We start from the raw sequence: 24,072 nt of genomic DNA on the forward strand, positions 1-24,072 counted from the left end.
TTTTTTTTTAAAGCGATGTTGCTGTTTTGTTTTATCCCTTTAAGATAGTAGCTGCTTTCTTTTCTGCTGTTTCTTCATCCGACCAATCCATCTCAGACAGCATACTCGCTTGAACCTTTTCGATCTGTTCACGTGTATAGCCGAGTTGCGCCATTGCGATGATGGCATAAGCTATCGCTTGATTATTATTCATGACCATTCCTCCATCTCACCTATATTGTCAGTTTTATCCTGCTCCTTTATAGTACTTGATTTTAAAAGGGAATAAGATGTATTTTTAGCGACTTCGGAAATCCTGTTCGGGTACTTTAAAGTGACGTGTCACAATCTTTCTCACTTTTTCTAAGTCGCGGTCTTCCGTCGAAATCATCTCGTCATACCATGCGTTCTCAAGTACTTGCTCTGTCTCTTTGCTGACGACCTCTGTTTTAAGGATATGATGTAACGGGCTACTGGCTTCCTCAAGACCCTGGAAGTGTTGACTGATCGGTTCTTCTCCAGGAATAACCAATGTATAGGCAATCGTCTCGTGTTCGTCGAAGTCACGGTCATTGGCTTTCGCGAACGGTTCGAAGAAGTCTGTCGACCCATGGACGAGCATCATCGGTTCGTCAAACGTTGATAGGTCTTGCTGCGTGTCCTGCTTGGCGATGCTCGTCAAGTAAGCTCCGACATTCTCCGGTGTGTGCTGCATGATCCGCTCGAGTCGTTCGGCTAATGGCATCCTTTGATCTGTAATTTGTGCAACGTTCTCTATATGTTCGATCATCTTGAGAGGCGATGCTTCCCGTTCAAGTACTTGTTCGTGCTCGAGCGAAGTATGGATTTCGCGGATGAAGTGACCAGATGTCTGATGGACTTCGTACAACAAGTCTTCTTTATCGCGTAAGTCTTTCCCTTGTGTCCAACTGGCGAGGTACGATAACGAAAACTCATCTGTCGGAAAATCAAAATGAGCTGCAACCGTGTAGGCGACCATCTCCGCTTGGAATTCCTTCTCGTGCGGATTCAACTCGATTCCACGCTCTTCGTTTCGTTCTGTGTTATGCAGATTCGCATGCGCGAGTTCATGGATCATGACGGTGACATTCTCGATGTCCGAGTTCCGTGGATTCAGGGCAATCGCGTTTAAATCTGGATAGAAGCATCCCTTCGCTGTACCAAGCTCATTCAACGGTTTATCAAGTAACGTCACGTCTTGTGTCTCAGCAATCCCGTTCAACGCACGGCGAAATGATTCTGCTTCACGAATTGAACCGTTCCGATGATACGAAGCAAACAGCTCGGAGACTTCGAGACCCTTCTCACGAGCATCGGTCTGCGTGTACTCAAAGACATGACCGATCTTGTAATACATTGCTTTGCGTATCGGAAGAGCACCTTCCTTCGCACGTTTTTGCTCTGTCTTCGTCGCGTCCTTCCATGAAACCCAATCCTTTTCTCGTTTAATGAAGGTGACAGGGGAGGGCACGAAAATCTTGATGCCTTTCTCTCCTTTTTGGACCTGGACACCTTGCTTTTCCCAATACGCATAAGAACCGACAGCATGTGCGCCTTGGAACTGTTCCTCTATCAGTAACATGTTCCGAGTCGAGTAGCGATGGAACCGGCTCATGAAGTTGAGATGTTCCTTGATGCTCTCCTGACTGACGAAGTGAGAAGCGAGCTGCGTCTCCATCTTGTCGGTCAACGCTTGTACTTCCTTCTGATAATCCTCACGTGTTTTCTTCTTATATGCCATGTGTCTCACGCTCCTTCAGACGAAACGGATGAATCAGCAGCACCTTCAAAGTCGTTCAACTCTTCTAAAACCATCGGGTCGGTAGCAAGTCGATCCAGTAGTAGATGACGACGATCACGTGATACCGGTAGCAACAACAGAGGCTCTTCTTGCAGGATCGCAAGGAACGAATATTCGTCATATGAGACAGGGATGTCGTATCGCGCTTGATGAATCAAGACTGTGACGTGGGTCGGTTGCAGTTCGAGAAACGTTGCGAGTGTGAAAGCTTCTAGTCGTCTCATTTGTGGGTCATCCTTTCCTCATCGGAATGCTTATGCTGCTTTCGTTGTTCGATCCGTGATTTGACGGCCGTCTCCGCTGTCTCAAGGAACGAAGGACGGTATTCGGTCGTCGGGATGATATCCTCGATACTCTCCGTCTGCATCAAGGCTTGTACCAGTTCGATCAATACCTGTGTCTGGAGGTCCGTCTGGTGGACGCTCTTTCGTAACGGAGAGAGACTTTTTGTGATTTGTTCTTCCCAGAACGTGGTCAACTCTTGTTCGATCTGTTTTGATACGGAACGATTGATATAGTTCAAATCCCATTGCTTCTTGATCATCTCTTGATAGTCGCGGATGATGTGATCGATTGCCGGACCGATTCCTGACAGTCGTTCTCTCTCACGATACTCCTCTAAAAATTCAGCGGTTACGGCACTCAGCCGGATCCGGACTTGCTTCGTCTCTTCCATCCCATTTCACCTTACCTTTCATGTTGGACTTCCTGTTCGAGTTGTTCAAAAGCATGCTGGTTCTTGATGTGGTCCCACTCATCATTCATGTGTCGTCCGATCCGATAAAGCGTCTCTTGCATGATCCGTTCACGTCGAAACGCTGACCGGATTCTTTGTTTGGGTGAGGATGCAGCTTTCTTCGCAAGCTTCTGAGGTGGCTTGGACGACTCACGCATCTCGGACAGGACGGCATTTCCCATCCGTGTGTAGAGATCCTGTTCTTTCGTCTTTCGATAAGCCGATGCTTGGGATGCCGATCCATAACTTCGCTCGTAGAATGCGACCTCGGTATCGAGTTGTTGTTTAAACTCGCTGTGCTCTTTCTCGAAGTAGGTCGCAAGATACGTGTCGGTAAATTGATTGAGTGAAGGACGCAGTTCGTGCATGCCGTTCATGTTGTAATACCACTGCCGCTTGTCGTCCGGTAATTGTTTCTGAATCGTTTTGTACTGCCGAACGAGTTCCGGATGCAGGATTCGATTCGAAGCGGACGTCGTCGAACGATTTCGTTTGTGGGCTAGGACTTCTTCCCGGATGAAGGTATTCAGTTTCTCTTGTTCACGTGTTCGATCGGCAAGGGTATGGACGACTTGTGCCTTCATCTTCTCGATCGTTTTCGGTTTGCGCTTGCCCCGTTCGCGCGGATGAACCGTCTCGACCGTCGCAACATGGACATGAATGTTATCCGTGTTGTAATGGATCGCAGCAGTCCATGTCGCATGCAGCATCTGTTCCTTTTCGATCATCAAATTGGTGGCATTCCTTGTCGCCTGCATCAAACGTTGCTCATCGATGTAGTGATTTTCTTTGACACCGACTTCTTGTAACCAGGTTTCGTCGAAAGAGATGACATCTTGCCACAGGATGCTGCCGTTCTCTTGTGCCCGTCGAAAGACTTCACGCAATTGCTCTCGTTCAATCGCACTCAATCGGTCTTGCGTCGCTGTGAACAGACCGCTCGATTTCAGTTCATCCTCCATATAATCGTGATAGTTCTCAAACTGTTGCGACCGTGCTTTCGTCTCCGGTCGATCGATGTAACTGAGGTACGTCGTATAGCGACGCGCACGTCGGATTGTTTGAGGGAGTTTGAACTTCGACTTGATGATGACACCAGGAACGTTAGTCATCCTGCATCACCTCACGAAAGAGTTTGGTCAATTGTTCAAGTTCTGTTGCACTCCGCTTTAGGTGTAACGTGTTCGCTTCGAGTTGTCGTTCGAGGCGCGCAACCTGTGTCGACTGGATGCCGTCTACGCACCAAGTAGTCAGTAATCCTTTCAATAATTCTTGTCGGGAACACATCTGTTTCTCCGCCTGCTCGTCGAGTTGTTTGACGAATACGGAGTCGATGTCGCGAATCAAGAGATCCATCTCTTTACCTCCTTCCTTTAGGAAAGTAAGTCTCGGCTTTCTAAAAAAATGAAATTCTTTCCGAACAATTCGACCGTTCTTCCTGTCATTAGAAGTGAGAAAGGTAATACTACCCAGACGAAGAACGGAGGGAACTACATGCAGTCAATCATCGAACATAGTTATACACTCGGAGAAGCCTTGATCGTCTCCTTGATCATCGAACTCCTGAAAAACATGTATTCGAGAACGCGCACACGTGAATCTGATTCACCAAATATGAGTGACGTCCATTAATCGAATAAAGATCAGATAAGAGTGAATTAAGAAAAATTTCCATTTGTTGAAACCTCGCTCTCCCAAATCATGTATAAGGATGAAAGGGGGAATTGAGGATGACGGTTTGGACACTCGCTTTGTTCGGATTAGCCTGTAGCTTCGGTTCGTTTTATGTCATGTTTAAAGTATTTGAGACGTTTAAAAATTAATCATGGAGCGAATTCAACGAGCTGCGATGCTCGTTTTTTTATTCAATCAAACAGAAAAAATGAGTTGTCTCCAATCAAAACTTAGAAACCGTAGAAACAGAGATGGACCTAAAACCGTGAAAAAAGAGCATAAGGGGAAACTGCTATCACGAAGCGTGCTAGCCTAGGCGGAGCCTAGTGTTTCCCTGATATCATCAAAATCGCAAAAAGGTCACACCGCGTGCCACTAAAAACGGTATTTTGGCACGGCGTGTGCCACCTTACCATTTCAGTTCACGTGCTTTAATGCGTAGTTGATCTTGTCTTTTTTCTTCTTGCGTGAGTTGTTTTTTCAATTCCGTTTGTCGTAACAGTGCGTCCTCTTTATCCTGCTTCAGATTGAAAATCTCGTCCTCACGTTCGACTTGTTCATCGAGTGTCAGGTCGGGTAAGGTGGCTTGTTTCGTCTCGATATCCTGTTCGATTTTCTGGATGAGAGAAGCTTGCTCCATCTGTTCGCGCTTCATTTTCTTGATCCGTTTTTGACTTTGCACGTGCTCGTCAGCGAGAAAAAGTTGTGCATAATCGTTCGCTTGTTGAGTAGAAAGTGATGTCCTTAAGACACGTCGCTGATCCATATAAAGTGATTCGACGAGCGCCTCTTCTCTCTTTGTAGCACTCAGCTTCTCGAGTGACTGTTGAGATTCAATGACATATAAGCGAAGGGCTAGCTGATCAAAGTCGCGCGGTACATCTTCGATTTCGAAGACATAGTGCTCGTCCTGGTGGTAGACGATGTGGACGCGCTTCTCATCCGTCGGTTGTTCCTTGTAAGCGACGTGCGCGACAAGTTTCGTCGCGTAGTCTTGGGGTTGATCGAACTGGAGGCGGACACGCATCTGTTTCCGCTCCTCATCATGCGACCAGTCAAGAAGCGTGACGGTCTGACCATTCGTCAATCGTTGTTCTTCACCAATCGGCGTCGCATTGATCGGTTGTTCTTCAGCAAAGAAGAGTGAAGAGAAACCGAAAAACAGAAAGCCGATTAAGAAAAACATCCCTGTTCCGAGATACAAGCGAGACCAGTCACGGGTCAACGTCTTTCGTTTTCCTGTCTGCATTTAAACACCCCCTGACGACTTGAGACTCTTCATTTGGTCGACGATGTAACGACTATCTTGGTTCGTAAACGTCAGTTCGACCAGCTCATCGGATGTCTCTTCATAACCGTTTGAATCGATTGTTAACGTCCGTTTGAAGCGGACAAGGCAATGTTTCGGATCGTCACGGTTCAGAAAGACTTCGATCTCAGAAACGGAAGCAGTGAACTTGTCATCGCTTCCGCTACTCGCGAACACCGTCCGTTTGAGGGACTCCGACATATACTGACCGGCTTGACGTTTGCGTGTCGGATAGGTTCCGTCTTCCCATGTGAAGGCGAACGTGATGAAGCGTTCTGCGGTCTTAGAAATGGTCGAGTTCTGTTCTTGCTCTTGTTTGTCAGTCGAGATGGGTGGATCTGACACCGTCGTTTTTGGTAACACATTCTTCTCAGCTTTCTCTTCGATTCGATGCGGTCTATCTGATGCCATTGAACGATATTGATAGACATTGGCACTGATCGATAGCAGCAGACAGAACAACACGAGCCACAGGAGATGACGACTCGTCAATGCCATGGTGCATCCCTCCTTATAGCGAAAACAGTGGTGCCGGATCGATGTGTCCAGACCAGTCGCTGGTTTTGAATTCGATATGCAGATGGTTGCCCGTCGATCGACCGGTCGATCCACATATCCCGATTGCTTGACCGGCTTCAATCTTCTGACCCGTCTTGACTTGGCGCGCGGAAAGGTGGGCGTAGGCAGTGATCCATTCTCCTTGTTTGATCTGGATGAGCTGCCCATAAGGTCCGCGTAAGCCGCTATACGTGACGGTACCGGAGCGGACGGCGTGGACGGTATCGGTATCGTGACAACTGAAGTCGATGCCCGTATGAACGTCCGTCTTTCCGAAAACGACCCGTGATCCGAATCCCGACGTCATCTGAAGCGGGATGTCGAGGGGCGCATGAAGCTTCCCTTTGATCGGTCCCGTCTTGCCTTCTGCCAGTACCGTCGGCGTCAGATACCGGAGGACGGCATCGACATATTCGATGTCACCGTAACAGGCTTGATGCTCGATCGCGCTCGGACGATGACATTGATAGATGCCACTTTTCTTGACGCGTTGGTACATCATCTGTGAAAAAGAGATTGCAAGTTTTTTCGTATAGCGTCCACCTTTTTCTTGGACGTAATCAATGAAGCCGCTCCCGAAGTTGTAACTCTGGAGCGTCAACTTGACGTCTTGGTTCGCTTGTCGGAAGACGGATGCGAAGTGTTTCACCCCATAACGAATGCTCTCATCGGGAGAGGTGATGCAGCCGATCAGTCCGCACTTTGATTCACTGGCTTGCATCGGATCATTCCCACGTCCACCGCTTTCCTGCATCATCAAGGCGAGGACGACGTTCGTCTGTGCCTCGAGTTGTTGCTTCTTTAATTCGCGTGCGATTGTCTCGCGATATTGTAAGACGTCATCACTGACTTGTAGACTCGCGTCCGAATAAGCAATCGGTGTCTCGGTCGCCTGATCGTTCTCGATCTCGGTCAACGCATCGAGAATGCCTGCGACGATGATAATCAGAAGCAACAATAGTAGCGCGATACCAAGCGCAATCAAACGATATTTCAAGGTCAAGAGTCGCCACTTCATCCGGACGGCGACGCATGCCGATTGCCGGACCGTACTCCACATCAGGCACCACCTCCGAACAAGGTCAGCTCCTCGGGTGAGACATCGACATCGAAGATCAACGTCTTCACACCGGAGATACTAAGGACAATTCGACCAGTTTCGAGCGACGGAATCAACCGCGTCTCACTCTCGGTCAGTTGTCCGTCGAAGACGGTCTGGATCGTCGGGATGCTCTCGGCATCCTGCTCGCCGATGAACTTATACTGCGTCAGCTGGAACAGGGTCTTGACGTTCTCGGCGTTCTCCGACTTCGAACCGGTCGGAACAAAGTCCGTAATCAAATGGGAAGCGAAGAAGATGCCGCCGAAGTATTTCCGCGCTTCGCGCATGAACTGTTGCAGGTATAGAATCGCCGGTTGCGCAATATCGCGCGTGTTGATTAAGTGATGAGCCTCATCGATGACGATCAGATACTTGAAGGCATCCTCAATCAACAACTCGCCCTGGTTGTAGCTCCGAAGTTGCCCGGCACCGTTGAGGATCATCCCGTCCCAGAGCATGTTCATCAGGTTGAAGACCTGTGCCTGAAAGATTTCGTCCTTTAAGTTCGTCAGGTTGCGTAAGGGAAACGAGACAATCGCTTCCTCATCGAACCGCTCGATCGAGGAATGTCCGTCAAAGATGTTGCCGTAGTTATGGACGAGGTTCGTGATTGCGAGTTCGATGTTCTCGAGCCGTCTGACACGGTTCGTGCTGATGGTCTCGCGGATCGATGTCCGCATTGCGTCCGTATACAATTCGGAGCGAACCAGCGCTAAGAAGTCGGAGAAAACAGGATAGGTGTTCGCTGGATGCGTCGTGATTGGGGCGTCACCGTCCTCATTCCAGAGTCCCTTTTCCAGATAGAGCTGACGGAGCAGAATCTCGAACTCGTTCGCTTCTTCCTGTGAGGCTGCCGGATTGATGTAATGATAGAAGACAGCAATCTTCGACAGGTGTTGCATGAACGAGAGGGCTTCGTCTGCGGCTCCATCGGCATGTGTCACCGTCTTATAGACATGGAGTGGGTTGATTCGTCCAGCGGAACCGTCGAGTGCGATCTCTTTTCCGCCGAGTTGCCGCACGAGGTCGGAGAACTCCCCTGTCACGTCCAAAATCCGGACGTGATTGCCTTTGATCGCTTGATCGAGGACCGTCTTCTTGAGCAGTGTCGACTTCCCGGAACCCATCTTCCCAATCATCAAGGCGTTATAAAACTTCCGTTGCTTATCCTTATGGAACAGATCGAAGATGACACTCCCGTTCGTGTCGGTCGTCCCGTAGTAGGTCCCAGTCGGATCCTGTAGCGACGTGAAGTGGAACGGATAACCACCCGCGATCGAGAGCGATGGAATCTCTTTCCCACGACGGCGGTTTGGTAGCTTTTGCTGTTGCTCATAGCTGAGGAAGAGGCTCTGCCATTCCCACTCCTGTTCGTTGAGGAAGACAGTAGCACGGAAGTTCCGCGCTTCCAGTTCCTCCATCACGTCCTGGACTTGTCGTTCGAGTGCGTTGAGTGTCTTCGCTTTGACGTAGAGTCGGAGGTGCAGATACTTCATCGTTTCGCCCTGCGTGATCTGTTCGTAGAGTTCGTTCAGTTCCTTATACGTCTCGCGCGCATCAATCCGGTCGACATTATCTTTCGCATTCTCGAAGCGCGTATTCTGCTCGGCCATCGACTTGTTGATTGTCCGGATCATCTCTCGCTTGTCCGCCGTCCCGATGTCGAGCGTCGTCAGGACACCGGGCAGGTTAAGGATTGGCTCGAGCCAAAAATCATAGACGGTCGACTGATACTTATAGACATGGAGGCAGGCGAGATAACCGTCACCGGTCCGGACATAGTTCGGTTCGAAGCGGAGTCCGCCTTGCGGCTGGATCGCTTGGACGAATGTCGGATTGTAGCCGTCCTGTTGTTTAATTGTCTCAGGATCCTGCTTTCGTAGAAAACGTGTACGCCACATGACGTCATCACTCCTTTCCGTCCTGGGTCGGTTTCGTATTCGGGTTGTGCAGTTGGAACAATACATGGATTTTCTGCTCGATCGTCAGTTCGACCATCGGGTTGCTACGTCGAAGGAGTTTCGTCAATTGATGCTTCCGTTCCCGGAGCATTGCCTCGTCCGGCGCATAAAAAAAGAGGAGATAATCGCGATTCGTGCGATGCTCCTCAAGGTAGATCAGTTCTTGTTTCTTCTTTTGAAGAAACGGACGATAGGCGGCAATCTGATTCTGCCGCAGCTGTCGCTCGATTCGTTGTTTCTGTTTTTCTAGATTAAGCGGTGTATTGAGCGGGATCACCTTCAATGGATGGATATATGCCTGTAAGAGATAGGCGAGGGAGAAGATATCATGGTCCTTCTCCGTCTCAGATAGTCCGTAAATATCCTTTGAAGTCAGTTGAATGATGTCGCAAAACGTCCCGTCCTGCATCTCGAGAACATCGAGCGCCGTTGAGTCGATAATCGGCAAAATGGAGGCGACAGACGGCGGGATGCGGACACGCTTCTCCTTGCGTGTTGGTGGTGTCGTCAACTGAACCTCGTCGAGCCATGCGATATCGGTCATGGGACTTGTTTTCAATCGTGTATCTTCCGATAAACTCATCTGATCACGCTCCTTTCGAAGATTCATTCCGGTCGGCCAACGCCATATAGGTGTCTTTCTTCTTGATCAGTGCGTAATAGAGCACGTGGACCATCCGCTTTTCCGGATTCGTTGTCGGTCGGATGACGAGAAAGAGTCCGAAGCCGACGAGGAAGCACGTGAATGGGAGATGCAAGACGTACGGAATGAACGGCAGGGCGATCAACCGGACGATGATCAAGGCGACGAGAAACAGTAAATCATAGAGGTAGAGCATCTTATTGATTTTCAGTTCGGTCGTGACTTCTTTCGGAATCCGGTATTGGCGCTGTTGCATATTCTCACTCCTTTTTCGGATCTGGACGCGGAATATCTGTCGAGTACATCCGGGACGATTCCTGCGTCACGCGCGTCTGGGCTTGTTCGACATGCTTGAGTTCTTTTTGTGTCGTGGTCTCGAGTGTCTGATAGATTGATTTTCGCTGACGTTGCGTTCCGGATGATGTCTCCTGCGATGATTCACTGATGGATGGTGATCCACTGGAAGAGTTAGATGATGTGACGTTCGGTAACACATTCTCTGTTGTTTCCACAGAATGAGCGGACGCACTAGTAGTCGTTTTGTCGAATGGTGTCGAATTCGCTGAAGAAGTAACAGAATTGCGATTTACTTCGGAAGTCTGTGGAGACTGTGTGACCTGATGAGATGTCGTAGGCATTTCAGGCGCTTCGAGCTCCTCAGGTAAAGTAACCTGTTGTTCATTCGACGACATATTGGACATCTTCGGTTGCGTAGCAGGTATTGTCGATTGCGAAGTCGATGGCACAGGTTTTGCTTGTGAGTCAGAGTCTGGACGATGTGGAATGGATTCCGGTGATGCTGCCGCAGTCTGAGCCTCTTGCGCCGTACCATGCATTGACATCTCAACTGACTCGATTTGTTGATTCTCTGGTTCTGCTGGACGAGATGTCCGCTCTTGTGCTTGTGATGGATTCTGAACAATTTCAGGCGAACGATCTGGACGACTCGCGGGTGTACCGCCATTCGGTGGCGGATTCGGTGGCAATTTCGTACTCGCTGCTTCCGATACAGAAGGAGTGGAAGGGTGTGATGCCATCTTCATCGTCTGACCGGCGACACGAGCGCCCGCTTTCGCTGTTCCTTTCCCGACAGCATACGCACCGAGTGCGACACCCCAACCACGCTTCAGACCGGCATCAATCCCGAAGAGACGTTCGACCATGTTTGGTCCATCAATCAAAGCGGCAGAGAAGGCAATCAACGCAATCAAATAAGCGAGTCCGTCCAGTGTATCGGCCAGGTATGCCGTTCCAATCGTATAGAGTTTGATCGAAACGAAGATCAGAATGATGACGAGAAAGGTGTTCAAGATGCTTTGAATGACCTTCTTCGTCTTTTGTCCGCTGTGTAGATCAGCAGGTGCTATCAAAATCGCCAAGACATAATTAAAAGCCAACTCGAACGAGAGTCGAGCCAGCTTATAGGCAATCGAGAAGAGAGTAAAGCCCATCACTCCAAGTGTGACGAGGATTGTCAGCCAGTTCGGGTGATACCGATAGTAATATTGATTGTTCCATTCAACGCCACTTTGATCTAATTCAATTTCAGTCATTTCTTTCCCATTCCAAGCTAGCTTGTTTTGTGAAATGTCTTCACCTTCTTTACTCAATCGGTACTCATCGCTATCAAATACATCATTGATGTCTATATTCTTAATTTGACTTGCTGGAATGGAGTTCGTTTTTTTAATTTTCGTATCTTCGAAAGCGGTTTTATCATACTCGACTAAATCATGTACATTTTTTTGAAGCACTGATTGTGATAAAGTATGATCCTGATTTTCATACATGCCATCTTGATTGAAGCTTGTAATGGCAGTGTCCGTAAATTCACTTGTTTTTACCATCGTAGGAGACAGTAACCCTAAAACTAACAGCGTGATGAACAGATTAATTAAAAAGCCTTCTCGATCAAATTTTTTCTGAAAAATCATCAAGTAACCGGTAAATAAAAAGCTACCAGCTAAAATAACATATAAAAATGGTTGAATCGTCTGAACGAATTCAACCACTTGAGGATTATTAAAGAATGTTTTTAGGAGAAGTATGTCATTCGTAATCTGTTCAAGACCATCGATGATGAAGGAGAGACCTCTAACGAAAAGCCAACCAACAGAACGAAGCGCATCGCTTACCAAATCACTGATGCTTAATAAGTCTTGAAATTCTTCTAGTTTGGATGCTACATCTCCATTAGCCATGATGGCCCTCCTTTCTCTGCCTATTTAATCAATGAAAGAAGTTACTTCATCTTCGAGCGTGTTATCACTTAACGTCGTAAGGTCTAGAGAACTGACGAATTTACCATCCTGCAACTTATAAAGGCGACCACCCTTTAATTCCCCATGATCATCTGTTGCACGATCTTCTAAGTCTTTCCCGTTAGGTTGAAAAGGATTAAACAATTTTACTTGTACTTCCTCCTTTTCGGCGACTTCTTTCACTTTATCTACATAAGACTCAAATTCTGCTTTGCTGTCGCTATCGACAAGTATGAACTCATTTTTATTACTGTCTTTCAACTGATCTATTTCTTTTACAGAGACTTGTTTAAAAGACTTCGCTTCACTCTTTTCACTACAACCGACTAAAAGTAACGCAGAGGAAATCAATAGTCCGGAGAGTACTCGTTTCGTTTGCATGCCTCCACCCCTTTTCCTATGATGACACTTGTTCCGGACCTGTCAGGTCATCATTGCTGACGTGGACCCGGAAATCGAATGTGTCTATAAGCGTAACAGTTTTTCGGTCGCCTGAGTCTGGGTCTTCTTCCTCAAATACGACTAAAAAGCCATCTTGGGTCTGGATGTTTAAAACTTCACCACGACGGAGGCGCTTCTTGTTCTCCTTGATGATGGTCGCGATGACCCGGAGTTCGCGCTGGACGCGTTCGGTGCGTGTCAGTTCTGTCATATGATGCCCTCCTTAGACGCCATGACGAAGTTTTTCAAGTCGTTTACTGATGATCGTCTTCAAAAAGTGGCGCTGGTTGTCCGTCACAGGAATCGTTTTATCCGTAATGCCTTGCTCGAACACAGTGATAGATAGGGTGTCGTATTCTGTCGTCTCGAAGATGGAGCGCAGGATTTTCGGTTGCAGAACCTCACAGACACGCCATTCTGTTGCATCAGATGTCTCCTCTTTCGTCTCAATGCTCTTCGATGCCACTGAGGGACCGAGTTGGAACGGGATTCGGAGCGTATTCAGGTCGAGATGGGCATGCGCGCATGGAATCACGAGATCGTTGATGGAACGTTCTGTATTAAAGTCATCCGCTAAGTATTCATAGCGGTATTTCATCGCCGTCCGTCCAGTCAGGAAGAGGGGATAGGACTGGATCCGTTTCTTTTGTTTATCTTGTCGTTTGATGACACGGATGATCAGCATCTCGCCTTCCTTCAATCCCATCACTTCTGTTGCCGTCAGCAAGCGTCGGCCATCAACGCTTTCCGTCTTCGATTTCGAGAGTGAGAAGGTCTGTCCGGAACGCGACTTCGTGACGATTGTCTGCTCGCCGAGTTTCTTCGAAATTAGTTCTGCTGTTGATTCATCTGCTGTCAGTAGGTAATGCGTGTTTCCGCAGTTCCCGTCGATTGTCTTCCAATCCTCTCCGTAAAGGTTCTCGAGTTGCGCGTAGGACTGGATGACGAGGTTGAAACGAATGTTCCGACCGAGACAGACGGTGATGATGTTCGCCATCCCTTCAATCGCTGGCATGTTCCCAAATTCGTCGAGCAGGAAGATAACCTGGCGTTCACAACGTCCGCTCGTCGCTTGCGAGGCGACACGAGCGAGTGAGGTATAGACTTGTTTGACGTACAGTGAGGCGATGACGTTTAACGTCGGATCGTAGTCCGGGACGATCAGGAAAACGGCAACTGGACGCGGATGTTGGCGGATCTCACGGATGTCGATCGGAGCATCGGTCGTACCGTCGAAGATCCCATTCACCTCGTCCTTCCAACCCGATAGTGCCACGGTGTACTTTTGCCCTTCACTTTCTACTGTGATGGAAGATCCGACATCGAGTGTTTCTTCATGATGCAGCACGAAACTCCCATCGTCGTCCGTCGTCAAGGCGAGCTGTTTTCCGCTCGGAAAGCAGAAGGACAGTCGTGACAAGGGGAGGGCACGTCCACGAATCCAGCGGTTGAAGCCAATCAGCTTCATGTCGAGTGAGTTTTGTGCCGTCAATCGTGCCGTCGCATCAAGAGTGAAGATCCCAAGTTTGGCATTCGTGTTCGCCAGGATACTGGCGCGCGTCTGGCCACCGGAGAAATGAAGCGTCGCATACTGCATGCGTGCCGGATGATTCTCTGGGAACGACGCGAAGAAGGCGTCGAGCGCCGATTGTTCCTGTCCCATGTCATCCGTGACTATCCGAGATCCGAGATCGGACAGCATCAGGGCGACGTTATACATCGTGATTTTCTCCGGTTCGTGTTTCCCCTGTTCACAAAGTCCAAGAATCAAGGCGGTACAGAGGTCCGTCGAGGAATTGCTCCAAAATGGATCCTTCGCTTTCGGATCATGGTAGAGCATGTAGGCGACCGAACGCGCATACTGTTGGGCGAGGGAGTAGTTCTCGTCCAGGTAAGCGTCGATCGTCAGCTGCAACAGGTTATAGGACATCGATTGAGACGGGTTCATCAGATTCAGGACCTCGACTTGATACCCACGTGCCTCGAGTGTTTCTTTGGAGGCAGCGAACAGTTCGCCTTTCGGATCATTGATGATTAAACTCGCTTGCCGTTCGGCACGGCTGTAGAGATCGATCGTCGAGAAGACGAACGTCTCGCCTTTCCCGGATCGGGTCGTCCCGATGACGAGATTGTTGACGTCACTGTCATCGATGTAGAGGCGATCACGATAGCGACCGACCGGGACGCCACCGGATCCGGTGTACGTCTCTTTGCGGTCTGGAACGTCCCGATACTGCTGTTTCAGCTCTCGGAACGTCGTAAAGCGAGCACTTCCTTTCTGGGCTGCCTTAAGATCGCGGAAGTTGAGCCAATACTTCCATAAGAGAAACCCTCCCAGGAGGAAGCAGGCACCGAAAAGCGCGAACGCGAGGGAGGTCGACCATGCGAGCGTCGTCCACCAACTCGGATCGTATTGAAGTGGGGAACCGGTCGTCAACTTCCCGTCCTGAAAGAGATTTTGGATTGTCTGCTGCAGGAACTGAAACACCACATTGAGTACTAAGAACAATACAATGGGTAAAGCGATCAAAAAGGCAAGGCATCGCCACAGCCAAGTGGATGTAGCGAGGGAACGAAGTGAGAAGTTCATCATTATTTCATTCACCACACTTTCATTACAGAAGAGAAGAAGCTTGTCTTTGCTTCGCTTCGAGCGACTCATTGAGCTTCTCGAGCTCTTTTTTGTCCGTTTTCTCCGATAACTGTCGTTTTTGATCTTCGAGTGCTTGAATCTCTTCATCCAGTTGGACAAGTGTTACCACTTGCTGTTTCAGTTGTTCGTCTTGGATCATCTTGACGCTTTCTTGTGCCTTCGTCACATCTTTCAACGCGATGTAGGCACGTGTCTTCGCCTCCTTGCGCACGGTCGTCATCTCGACGTCCGGGATTGAGACCGCACGTTTATAGTCTTTCTCTAGGATGGCGAGATCGAAGGCACCTTCATCCGTCGGATGGACCGCTTGGAAGGCTTGCAGTGTCTCTTGACGGTCTGTTGCGAATGGCTTCGACTGCATGATGATCGTCTCGACATCGATCGGATTGTTCGTCACAGCAACCGCCTGATCGTAGTCTTGATTTTCGACGTACTGGGTAATCAGGAACTGTTGTTGTTCGTTACTCAATGACTTTTGTTTTTCCAGACGCTGCATGAGTGCATCGGTCTTGCCATTTAACGCTTCTTCATAAAGTGGTTGCCAATCCCCTGACGATGCTGCACGGACATTGCTTGGTGAGTCGGGCTGTGTCAGTTGAACGATGGATAGCGCACCGAGGAGCAAAAGACACACACCACTGACGCTATAGACGAGACGACGTTGCCCGCGACGTAAGCGGGAGACATGTGTCGTATCCGGATGTTGCTGAATTGCCGACGCCGTCATCGTCTTGTAGGATTCCGGTGTCAAACGTTCTAGGTTCTCGAGTAATAGAATCTTTTTCGTCGCATCCTCCTTTCGGATCCGGATACGCGGGATTCGATCCTTCAGCTGCAGATAAAGGTTCGGATAGGTCAGATCACCAAACTGGAACGTTCCTTTGTAGACGAGCTGGTCGGCATCATCAAAGATCCGGAACTCGCTCGCAAACCGTTCGTTCGCTTGTTGAGCTTCTTGATGGACTTGAGTCGATAATAAAAGCGCTTCCTCATATGGGAGACGCTCATAGTTCGGAAAGGCATCTTTCGGTACATCCGTGAAACGGACGAAGAGCATACATTCTCCTCCTTTAAAACGAGACATCGAAACGAAAGCAATAAAAAAAGCCATCCACTTTGGAATGACGGTCTGTGTGATCACTTCTTCAATTAAAATTTGATATTATCGTTGACCATCTCAGCCAGCGTAAAGGCACCCATGACGATGATCAGACCGACGGCACCACCGACGAGCCAACCGACTGCTTTCGATCGTCCACGATCTCCCCCGAAGATGAAGTAAAAGCCACCAACTGCGAAAGCAATGGCTGCTGCGATGACAGCGAGTCCTTGAAAGAACTGGAGTAAGCTGAGTCCTGTCTCATTCAATCCCATCTGTTTTCCTCCTTTCAATCCCGTGACGCGGATGCAGTCGATGTGAAGTTCAGTTTTGAGTCGAGTGCTTCTAAGATTAGTTCTTGGTTCTCTTGGATGACGAGTTGATGCTGGGCGTCGAGCCACTCTTCATAGTCTTTTCCTTGAATCCGGAGCAACTTCTCGGCAAAGGTCTTGTTCTGCTTCTGTTCACGTGTCGGCATGGCGTACACTCCTTCCTTGAGGTCGATGCGCAGCAGCACATCCTTAAGGACAGTCGAAGTGAAGCAAGGCGGTGGGTTTAGAGCACGTTCCCCCACGAACTCTGATATCCAAATACCGGAACATCTGTCTAGGGTTTTTCGCTGACCCTCAACGAATACGTGACCTGTAGGCGAGTTTTAGGCGACTCTCGCCGAACCATTTCTGCGTATATCCCGCTCATCCGGTCACATATGAGGGACACGCCGGTATGTGATTGGAGTGACTGTCCTTAGCGATATGCTGCTACGGTCATCATTTCCTCGATGATTGTTCATTTCACTTCGTAAGTGGATACGTATTCATTCGTCGTCATTATTGAATCAATCTGCGACGCGAGACGTGGATCAACTCGTCATCCGGATGCTTTCGTTTGGCGATGACTTGATTCTCTCCGACGACGGTCCGGATCCGATAATAGAGTTGCGCAATCTCTTTTGTCTCCTTACTCTCTTGCTCGATTGCAATTCGACCATGTAGTTGATAAGTCTTGCCATCAAATGTGCGGACAGAATCCGCGAGTGGGAGCTCCGCTAGATCGAAACGTTCCTGCTTCAGGTGCGACCAATTTCGTTTCTTCTCCATCCTCAAGTCGAATTCATCCCAAGGGATGGATCCTAGTGTCTGTTCACAGGCTGTCGCAAGGATTTGGACATCTAGGATAGAAGGAAGTGAACGACTTCGCTCATAGGAACTGATGGCTGCTTGTGAAATCTCTCCATATGTCTTTTCAGCTAACTGTACCTGACTCCAACCATGTTCTAGACGTTCTCGTCGTAACCACTCTCCGAATCGGTACATATACATGCTCCTTTCCTTCGAGAACTAAAGTATGACAATGTTTTCCTAGTGATAGTTAGAATATAGCAGATTATTCTGTCAATTCAACAACTATTTCAATATGTCAGTATGATTACTAATGTCGAATTATGTCAGACATAACAGCTTCAACGGTTTCTCTATATATTTCACTCATTATTTTGTACTCCGCAACAAAACTGTAATTGTACTTTATGGATGATTTTGAAATTAAGCTTTTATTGTTTTCCTAATTTTCATCATTTCTTTATTTTTTCTTCTACTTTTTAATTTTATTAATATATTTTATTTTATCATTAAACACAAAAAAACCCCCGAATGGAGGTCTTTTATAAAGTTTCTATAATTTCAGGGTTCAGTTCAATTTTAAGATGCAGATTTCGTAGGATCATTAAATTGAGAAACTACTGTAGATGCCATTTTACTAAATTCATTAAACTCTCTTGTCAGTTCAATTAAATCCGTTAAAACAATTTGTTTTAAAGCTTGATTCGAATGAGATACTATGAGCTCAATAAAAGGTTGTATTGTTTTGCTTAAATATCTTTCTCTCGCTTCTAAAAGTTCAATCCGATTTAACTGAAGAAGTCTTATAGTATGACTTCCTTTCTGTGTTCTACCAACTAAAAAGCTTCCTGCAAAAAAAATATGTTTATCAATATCATCAACGTATGGATCTAAAATAGGAAGATTAACATCATAATAACTTCCTTTGTTATTATTACACACTTGACATCCTATAGTTAGATTTTCCCATTTGAACCACATGTCGCTATCATGTGTTTTGGGAATAACATGCTCGATATCACCAAATCCAGTAGCTAAAAATTTACTCTCGCAATATGCACATTTTTTAAAAGTTTCTTTTTTTAACTGATCTTTTATGTCTTTATGACTATATTTACTTTTTATATATGATCGTATTTTTTTCCCTTTTGCCTTTTCTTTAAGTTGATGTAATTTTAATTCGTCTGTCCAAATTTGATAATTATCAGATAAAATTTTAGGCTCATCTAATTTAATTAATGTTATCATTATCATTCTCCAAAAGAAGGTTTAATAGGTCTGGTAGTTTATTAATAAGTCCTTTTTCATGTAATGTTTTTTTTAATTTATTATAATCCTCTAATGTCAAAGAAGATGAAGTTTTGTTTTCAAGTTGATTTATTGTACTTTTTAACTCTTTTTCCATCCAAATTGGCATTGTAACTGAAACACCTAAAACTTCTTTTAGTATCTCGAATGCATCTCCGGAATTAGTATCAAAATCTAATTCGTGACTATTAATCATATTTTCATTATTGTATTTAAGCGCATAAACTTTACAATCATTCACTGAATTAATTACAAAAGGACTATGTGTACTTATTACAAATTGTGCATTAGGAAACGTTTCAAGAAGTTTGGGAAGAATTTCTCTTTGCATAGATGGATGAAGATGATTTTCTAATTCATCAATTAAGACGACATAATTATCACTCTCAAAATCAACTATAAAAACTTGCCAAATTATATCTATCAAAGCACCTATTCCTCCAGAAACAGCATCTAAAAGATAGTTTCCTGACTCTGTCTCTAATACTACTTCTCCTGAACCAATATATAAACTTTTAAACTTTATATGATCGGGTAACATTTTTCTAAGAATTTGATTAAATCTATTAAACATATTTTTAAAATCCAAATTTCCTTCTACAAAACTATTACTTTCACTAAACAAAGCTAAGGATATTATAGATTTCTTCATAGTAATAATAGGAGATTCTGCGTCAGCATAATTTAATGCTCTTCTCTTGATGCTCTCAAAATAGTCTTTAATTAGTTCATTAGTATCCGATGCATGAATTGGAACAGATTCAATCTTTTCATAAGTATAAGTGTGCCTATGCGAAGGAATATTTAGACCGGGAATTCTTAAATGAGCTCCTCTAACATACTCCATGACAGAATTTGAGAACGATTGTTCCTCCTCTATAGATTTATCTTTTTTATTTTTTAGATTATAATAGTCGATTGGCTCATATTTTGATGTGAAGTTATATGAACTGTCTTCAATTTTAACTGGAACATAATATGAAAAGACACCTTCATCTAGTTCTATTTTCCCTATTTTTGCATGATTATCAGTTATATGAGCATAAGGTTCATGAATTTCTTCATCAAAATCATCTAAAAAGCCACTACCTAAAAGTATCTCTCTTTCCCGGTTGTTTAATTCGATGAGTCGAACTTCTAGATTGCCATCATAGGGAATATAACGATTACGATAATAGTTAGATTTAAGACTGTTTAGCTCTTCGAGCTCTTTTATTTTAATTTTTTTTAAACTATTTTTATAAATTTCTTCTGTAAGACCAGCTCTAAATGAGGATACTTCCTTTTCATTATTACTTCGAACAGGATTAGATACTTCTGCGTATCCCCATCCCATATCAGAAGAAAGCATTCTAAATAATGTACTTTTCCCTGCACCATTAGATCCAGTTATTATAGTCACTTTTGGATGAAAATCAATTTTAACTGTATTGAATTGATTCCATTTATTTATACTTAGGTTTTTAAGCATTATTAATCTCCTTAATTATTATCTTGTTATTTATATAATACCTGTTATTTATACAATACCTTTAGTAACATAAAAAGTAAAATTTACATTTTTTTAGTTCTATAACAATGCTATTTTATTCTTTCCTTAATAAAAATAAAAGTGAATTTTGATATCAATATTTTTGTATTTATTTCGTTAAATATGTTTGTAAATCCGTAATCGTTCAAAACTGCAATATCCACAAAATCTAATTCCGAATAGCTAGATTTTATGATTAAGATGAGACTATCAAATTAGATGATCCGAAAAAGAATGTTTACTGTCCTCCTTCGAAAGGGAAGAAACCGATGGAAGCACTGGACCGATTGAAGAATGATTTAGCGAACAGTGCCGACTGGAATGTGACGATCGCGGTCAGTAAGAAAGACCTGGAGAAGCTCGTTGTCGCCTATGAAGCCTTGAAACAGGAAGGAGACGAAAAAAAGAAATAAGATGAACGCGCTCCAATCCGGAGGGCGTTTTGTTTATCGATGTGTGAAGACTTGATACATCCGGTAGATTTCACTTTGCAATAGTTCGTGTCAGTGATGACGTCGAGCATGTCGTGTGGCGCAATGACAGAAGCGTTTTTTCTTCTCTGGTACGAGGAAGGTATAGGTTGTCTTCCGAAGATTGGGCTAAGTGCCTTCGATTTCTGCAATCGATTGGTTCGATATGACCGGAGAAAGATGGACCATGCTCGAACGAGCGAAGAATTGACCAGTCGGGACGCTTTCTAGTGTGAACGGGTGAGTTGTTGGATTTACATAAGTGATCCTCCTATGGGTGTGAAAATTAGCTTCAGTAAACGGAAAAAATTTCCAGTTGGAACGTCGAAAATATAACTTGACAAGCGAGGATAATAAGAAAATCCGACACTTACATGCCGGGTTATTTCAGATAAGCAGTGGGTTATCTCTCATAAAATATGAATGGAACTAGGGTCTTTGAATATCGGGTTGGGTTTGTTGAAATTCAGTCCGTGAATAACGAAATGTTGTCGTTTCGAGAATTCACGCATATAGTCTTTACTGACGATGACGTGGTCGATGAGTGGAATCCCGATCAAGTATCCGGCGTCGGTCATGCGGTCTGTCGCCTGGACGTCTACCTCGCTAGGCTCGGTCATTCCGGAAGGATGGTTATGCGCTAAGGCATAGTACGCAGCTTTACACATGATTAAAATTTTGAAAATTTCACGTGATGCATCAAGGAAGAATTGAGCTGACCGACGTGAGCAATGTGAACACCGATCACCTCATTTTTTAGTTGAGGGCGATGACGAGGAAGAGGAAGTGCTCCCGGTCTTTGTCGTCGATCAATTTCTTAGCGACTGTGGCGAGCGTCTTAGGGTTACGAACCGGGTCATAGCTCAATTGCTCATCGAGTACCTCTTCGACCTTGTACATACGAATGGAACGATAGGTCTTCTTCAGGGATACGGATTGCTCCAGTGTCTTCGGTTTTTTCATGATGATTCTTCTTTAGAGGGCGTCTTACAATGAGCGGAAGTACGTTTCGATTTCGCTCCGCTGGATGTTGCCGTTCATGAAGTTCAAGAGTGCGAAGCGGAGTCGATCGAGTACCAGGTAGGCGGGGCCAGCGACGGTCAGCTCGACAAGTACTTGTCGATCCGACGTTCCCTTGTCGATGACCTTGAGAGGTGGTCACCGACGCCTAACGGTTGTCCTGTGACGACGTCGATCGATATGGGACCATGAATGTCGATGTCATAGACAGTATCGACTTGCTGGCGTTGTTCTTCTTCGAGTTCGAATGGTTCCGTGGGAGTGCTCCTCTCATTGGTGTCTCCTATATTATAAGACATGCGGATTGAAGCACTACCTCCATATTCACAACAAGGTATCGTGAATCCCTCCCTCAATCGAATCATACAGGTCTGAGTTGTCGAAATGGCGCAGGTTACGCGCAATCGTTTTGAGGTCGTCTTTCGAGTAGTGGATGGTGATGCCTTTTTCTTATTCGACCTCGCTGATGATATTCTCGATTTGCATTTCAATGACGGACCAACTGTTCTCTTCGACGAACTTTCCTTTGAGATGAAGAGCTTCTGCTTTAGCGTCGAGGGATGGGATGTTTTCGAGGTGACTGATAATTATTTGTAAGAAGTTTATTTGATTTTCTTCGACATAAAATAAAGGCATGTTGTTATTCCCCTTTCGGATTTAAGGACCTAACCAGCGATTGACGATGACAGCGTTACAGAGCCGGCAGATGCACTCGCCCAAGATGACTTCAATGATCTCCAGCATGACACTTTCCTCCTTCGTCAAAAATAGGATGGTCGTATTCGAACCGACTTCTTTCGCGTTGTTACGAATGCTCTTACCAAGCTACCTTTCTTCACTCTATCAATCACAGTTATATGCGTTCAAGACCATGCACTTCGACGTCGTTGTGTGCTTCGGAGGTCAGGATTGTTTCGATTTCGGTTAAGGCATAAGACAGGTATGTCGGCATAGATCATCCGCTGCTCGAGTAACGTCTTCGGACATTTGACGACGCTCCCGTATTTCTCGAAGGTATGGACGATGGCAGCGTCAAAGATGCGTGGAAGTTCGAGCGAGACGAGTTTTGAAATGAAACGATTGATAATATTCTTCACGTTGCATAATGTGTTCTTCCTATTGGGTGACGAGGCAGCGGGTCGATATCAGATTTCAAAGTTGTGATTGAAGTTAGCGATTTCGCGGACGAACTCATGATGGTACTCGACATATACCTGGTTGACCGTCGCCTGAAAAATATCGTAGCTGAGTCCTTTCTGCACGTCTTCCTTCGCAACGACGACGAGGAGGTAAAGTAAACGAAATGTAGCTCGAGAAGATCAGAGACGATGAGACCTCGAAAGAATGCAGGGTACCGATATTCGTTAACATGAGTCCGTTTTCAGCGTGTACAACTATGAAAATATATATATGTACAACCATACATAAGTACATGTACACGAAATTTCAGGCAAAGAAAATAGTTCTCAAGGCGCTAGTATGATGCTTTCTCGTCGCTCAATCGCTTCAAGGTTTTAGAGCATCTTCTTGAGTTGCGGAAGCCGATATTTATACCCTTTAATCGCGTGCTCCAACTTCTCGAGGCTCTTGTTCAGTTCCGCGATCCGACTGTCGATCTGCTTCATGCGAAGTGCCCCTTTCAGGTCGTCGACAGGAACTTGACGGGACGTATTCCTTGTCCGCGAGCAATCGGTCAAGTTCTCGTTTCTTTGCTGGTAAGGCAAGGATGGCATGGGGAGCGTTCGTTTCAAGAAGTCGGATGGAGATACGAATGACGTCAATTTTCTTCATGATATGTGTCACCTTTCGGAAAGAGTAAAGCGTCTGCTTTACTCTTTATAAGATTAAAGATGTGATTTCAATTAAGCGAGTAGCTAGCTGATTCATAGTCGAGTCCTCTTGATGGATGTCGAAGTTCGTGAGGACAACGAACATTTCGTCGGTTGTTAAGTGGTGTTGTGTAATCCTACAAAGGACACTCTAAGTGCTATTAATCACCTGAATAATCACAATTTTATTTCCAATTATAAAATTTATCTTCCCTTCACCACGTTTAATCATAAAAACTATTTAATCCTCGTAAAATTATCGATACGTCGGTTTTGGACACATTTTCGTATGGATCAAATCGGGTTATGTATCTGAGTGATTATACTCTATCCAATATTTAGGAATTAAAATATTTATTTCAAACACCTTAATTACAATAAAAAAATTATGTAAATCATACAACCAGGTGAAAGTATGTTCGCATCTCAGTATCTAGATGCGTGAAATAGTAATTGGCTTAATACCAATAATAAAATGTCGTGAAATTATCATTTCACGCAATGATGTGAAAAATAGCAAAAAAAAGAGAGCGATCTGAAATTCGAGGAAGAATC

Annotated in this window: 30 protein-coding genes; 2 read left to right on the plus strand and 28 right to left on the minus strand. The window is 45.6% G+C overall.

Annotation, left to right across the window (positions count from 1 at the left end; translation table 11 throughout):
- Positions 1–31: 31 nt before the first annotated feature.
- The 6 genes from A0126_RS19300 to A0126_RS18700 form a co-directional block, all read right to left on the minus strand.
- On the minus strand, positions 32–193 hold the full coding sequence (locus A0126_RS19300) for a hypothetical protein (RefSeq protein ID WP_157898505.1): 162 nt from the start codon (positions 191–193) through the stop codon (positions 32–34).
- Positions 194–277: 84 nt separating this feature from the next.
- Positions 278–1,741 carry an ArdC-like ssDNA-binding domain-containing protein gene (locus A0126_RS18680; protein WP_088838310.1) on the minus strand — a complete coding sequence of 488 codons (1,464 nt, stop codon included), beginning with the start codon at positions 1,739–1,741 and terminating at the stop codon, positions 278–280.
- A 5-nt stretch (positions 1,742–1,746) separates the two neighbouring features.
- On the minus strand, positions 1,747–2,025 hold the full coding sequence (locus A0126_RS18685; protein WP_088838311.1) for a hypothetical protein: 279 nt from the start codon (positions 2,023–2,025) through the stop codon (positions 1,747–1,749).
- Positions 2,022–2,477: a hypothetical protein gene (locus tag A0126_RS18690; RefSeq protein ID WP_088838312.1), complete on the minus strand. Its 456-nt coding sequence runs from the start codon at positions 2,475–2,477 to the stop codon at positions 2,022–2,024. The genes A0126_RS18685 and A0126_RS18690 overlap by 4 nt, the downstream gene beginning before the upstream one ends.
- Positions 2,478–2,488: 11 nt before the next feature.
- Entirely contained in the window at positions 2,489–3,649 is a 1,161-nt protein-coding gene (gene mobP2 / locus A0126_RS18695; protein ID WP_088838313.1) for a MobP2 family relaxase, read from the minus strand.
- Complete coding sequence (locus A0126_RS18700) at positions 3,642–3,893, minus strand: hypothetical protein (RefSeq protein ID WP_035413937.1); 252 nt, start codon at positions 3,891–3,893, stop codon at positions 3,642–3,644. Before A0126_RS18700 ends, mobP2 begins: the two co-directional genes overlap by 8 nt.
- A gap of 138 nt (positions 3,894–4,031) precedes the next feature.
- On the opposite strand from A0126_RS18700, the gene A0126_RS19305 reads away from it, so the two are divergent.
- A complete protein-coding gene (locus A0126_RS19305; protein WP_156508413.1) occupies positions 4,032–4,169 on the plus strand; it encodes a hypothetical protein in 138 nt (45 codons plus the stop codon).
- A gap of 451 nt (positions 4,170–4,620) precedes the next feature.
- Here the strand turns inward: A0126_RS19305 and A0126_RS18705 are convergent, their stop codons facing one another.
- From A0126_RS18705 to A0126_RS18775, 16 genes are all read right to left on the minus strand, one after another.
- Positions 4,621–5,460 (minus strand): hypothetical protein, encoded by an 840-nt coding sequence (locus A0126_RS18705; protein WP_088838314.1) that lies wholly within the window; start codon positions 5,458–5,460, stop codon positions 4,621–4,623.
- Positions 5,461–6,018 carry a hypothetical protein gene (locus A0126_RS18710; protein WP_088838315.1) on the minus strand — a complete coding sequence of 186 codons (558 nt, stop codon included), beginning with the start codon at positions 6,016–6,018 and terminating at the stop codon, positions 5,461–5,463.
- A gap of 13 nt (positions 6,019–6,031) precedes the next feature.
- A complete protein-coding gene (locus A0126_RS18715) occupies positions 6,032–7,138 on the minus strand; it encodes a lysozyme family protein (protein WP_157898506.1) in 1,107 nt (368 codons plus the stop codon).
- A complete protein-coding gene (locus tag A0126_RS18720; RefSeq protein ID WP_088838316.1) occupies positions 7,138–9,081 on the minus strand; it encodes a VirB4 family type IV secretion system protein in 1,944 nt (647 codons plus the stop codon). Before A0126_RS18720 ends, A0126_RS18715 begins: the two co-directional genes overlap by 1 nt.
- Before the next feature lie 7 nt (positions 9,082–9,088).
- Entirely contained in the window at positions 9,089–9,724 is a 636-nt protein-coding gene (locus A0126_RS18725; protein WP_088838317.1) for a hypothetical protein, read from the minus strand.
- A gap of 4 nt (positions 9,725–9,728) precedes the next feature.
- On the minus strand, positions 9,729–10,040 hold the full coding sequence (locus A0126_RS18730; RefSeq protein WP_088838318.1) for a DUF5592 family protein: 312 nt from the start codon (positions 10,038–10,040) through the stop codon (positions 9,729–9,731).
- 4 nt (positions 10,041–10,044) lie between these two features.
- On the minus strand, positions 10,045–11,985 hold the full coding sequence (locus tag A0126_RS18735; protein ID WP_088838319.1) for a pLS20_p028 family conjugation system transmembrane protein: 1,941 nt from the start codon (positions 11,983–11,985) through the stop codon (positions 10,045–10,047).
- 24 nt (positions 11,986–12,009) lie between these two features.
- Entirely contained in the window at positions 12,010–12,426 is a 417-nt protein-coding gene (locus A0126_RS18740; RefSeq protein ID WP_088838320.1) for a hypothetical protein, read from the minus strand.
- A 16-nt stretch (positions 12,427–12,442) separates the two neighbouring features.
- Positions 12,443–12,697 (minus strand): hypothetical protein, encoded by a 255-nt coding sequence (locus A0126_RS18745; protein WP_088838321.1) that lies wholly within the window; start codon positions 12,695–12,697, stop codon positions 12,443–12,445.
- A 12-nt stretch (positions 12,698–12,709) separates the two neighbouring features.
- Positions 12,710–15,079, minus strand: a complete 2,370-nt coding sequence (locus tag A0126_RS18750; protein WP_162288275.1) for a VirD4-like conjugal transfer protein, CD1115 family — start codon at positions 15,077–15,079, stop codon at positions 12,710–12,712.
- A 22-nt stretch (positions 15,080–15,101) separates the two neighbouring features.
- On the minus strand, positions 15,102–16,196 hold the full coding sequence (locus A0126_RS19360) for a hypothetical protein (protein ID WP_162288276.1): 1,095 nt from the start codon (positions 16,194–16,196) through the stop codon (positions 15,102–15,104).
- Between the two features lie 92 nt (positions 16,197–16,288).
- Positions 16,289–16,513, minus strand: coding sequence for a hypothetical protein (locus A0126_RS18755; RefSeq protein WP_050678812.1), 225 nt, complete (start codon positions 16,511–16,513; stop codon positions 16,289–16,291).
- Between the two features lie 14 nt (positions 16,514–16,527).
- Positions 16,528–16,716: a hypothetical protein gene (locus A0126_RS18760; RefSeq protein ID WP_088838323.1), complete on the minus strand. Its 189-nt coding sequence runs from the start codon at positions 16,714–16,716 to the stop codon at positions 16,528–16,530.
- 352 nt (positions 16,717–17,068) lie between these two features.
- The gene (locus tag A0126_RS18765; protein WP_162288277.1) at positions 17,069–17,554 is read right to left on the minus strand and encodes a helix-turn-helix transcriptional regulator; all 486 of its coding nucleotides are present in this window, start codon (positions 17,552–17,554) and stop codon (positions 17,069–17,071) included.
- A gap of 384 nt (positions 17,555–17,938) precedes the next feature.
- Positions 17,939–18,607, minus strand: coding sequence for an HNH endonuclease (locus tag A0126_RS18770; RefSeq protein WP_157898507.1), 669 nt, complete (start codon positions 18,605–18,607; stop codon positions 17,939–17,941).
- A complete protein-coding gene (locus A0126_RS18775; protein ID WP_088838326.1) occupies positions 18,591–20,138 on the minus strand; it encodes an AAA family ATPase in 1,548 nt (515 codons plus the stop codon). Before A0126_RS18775 ends, A0126_RS18770 begins: the two co-directional genes overlap by 17 nt.
- A gap of 329 nt (positions 20,139–20,467) precedes the next feature.
- Here A0126_RS18775 and A0126_RS19310 point away from each other — a divergent pair, with 329 nt between their 5' ends.
- The gene (locus tag A0126_RS19310) at positions 20,468–20,611 is read left to right on the plus strand and encodes a hypothetical protein (RefSeq protein ID WP_157898508.1); all 144 of its coding nucleotides are present in this window, start codon (positions 20,468–20,470) and stop codon (positions 20,609–20,611) included.
- A gap of 467 nt (positions 20,612–21,078) precedes the next feature.
- Here A0126_RS19310 and A0126_RS19925 read toward each other — a convergent pair whose 3' ends face one another.
- The 6 genes from A0126_RS19925 to A0126_RS19320 form a co-directional block, all read right to left on the minus strand.
- Positions 21,079–21,354 carry a JAB domain-containing protein gene (locus tag A0126_RS19925; RefSeq protein ID WP_369834797.1) on the minus strand — a complete coding sequence of 92 codons (276 nt, stop codon included), beginning with the start codon at positions 21,352–21,354 and terminating at the stop codon, positions 21,079–21,081.
- 70 nt (positions 21,355–21,424) lie between these two features.
- Positions 21,425–21,631 carry a hypothetical protein gene (locus tag A0126_RS18785; protein ID WP_088838328.1) on the minus strand — a complete coding sequence of 69 codons (207 nt, stop codon included), beginning with the start codon at positions 21,629–21,631 and terminating at the stop codon, positions 21,425–21,427.
- Positions 21,632–21,768: 137 nt separating this feature from the next.
- A complete protein-coding gene (locus tag A0126_RS19315) occupies positions 21,769–21,987 on the minus strand; it encodes a hypothetical protein (RefSeq protein WP_157898509.1) in 219 nt (72 codons plus the stop codon).
- A 151-nt stretch (positions 21,988–22,138) separates the two neighbouring features.
- Positions 22,139–22,324: a hypothetical protein gene (locus A0126_RS18790; protein ID WP_088838329.1), complete on the minus strand. Its 186-nt coding sequence runs from the start codon at positions 22,322–22,324 to the stop codon at positions 22,139–22,141.
- A 227-nt stretch (positions 22,325–22,551) separates the two neighbouring features.
- On the minus strand, positions 22,552–22,785 hold the full coding sequence (locus tag A0126_RS18795) for a hypothetical protein (RefSeq protein ID WP_088838330.1): 234 nt from the start codon (positions 22,783–22,785) through the stop codon (positions 22,552–22,554).
- A 460-nt stretch (positions 22,786–23,245) separates the two neighbouring features.
- Positions 23,246–23,479: a hypothetical protein gene (locus tag A0126_RS19320; protein WP_157898510.1), complete on the minus strand. Its 234-nt coding sequence runs from the start codon at positions 23,477–23,479 to the stop codon at positions 23,246–23,248.
- Positions 23,480–24,072: the final 593 nt, after the last annotated feature.

It is taken from the genome of Exiguobacterium sp. N4-1P (assembly GCF_002214325.1).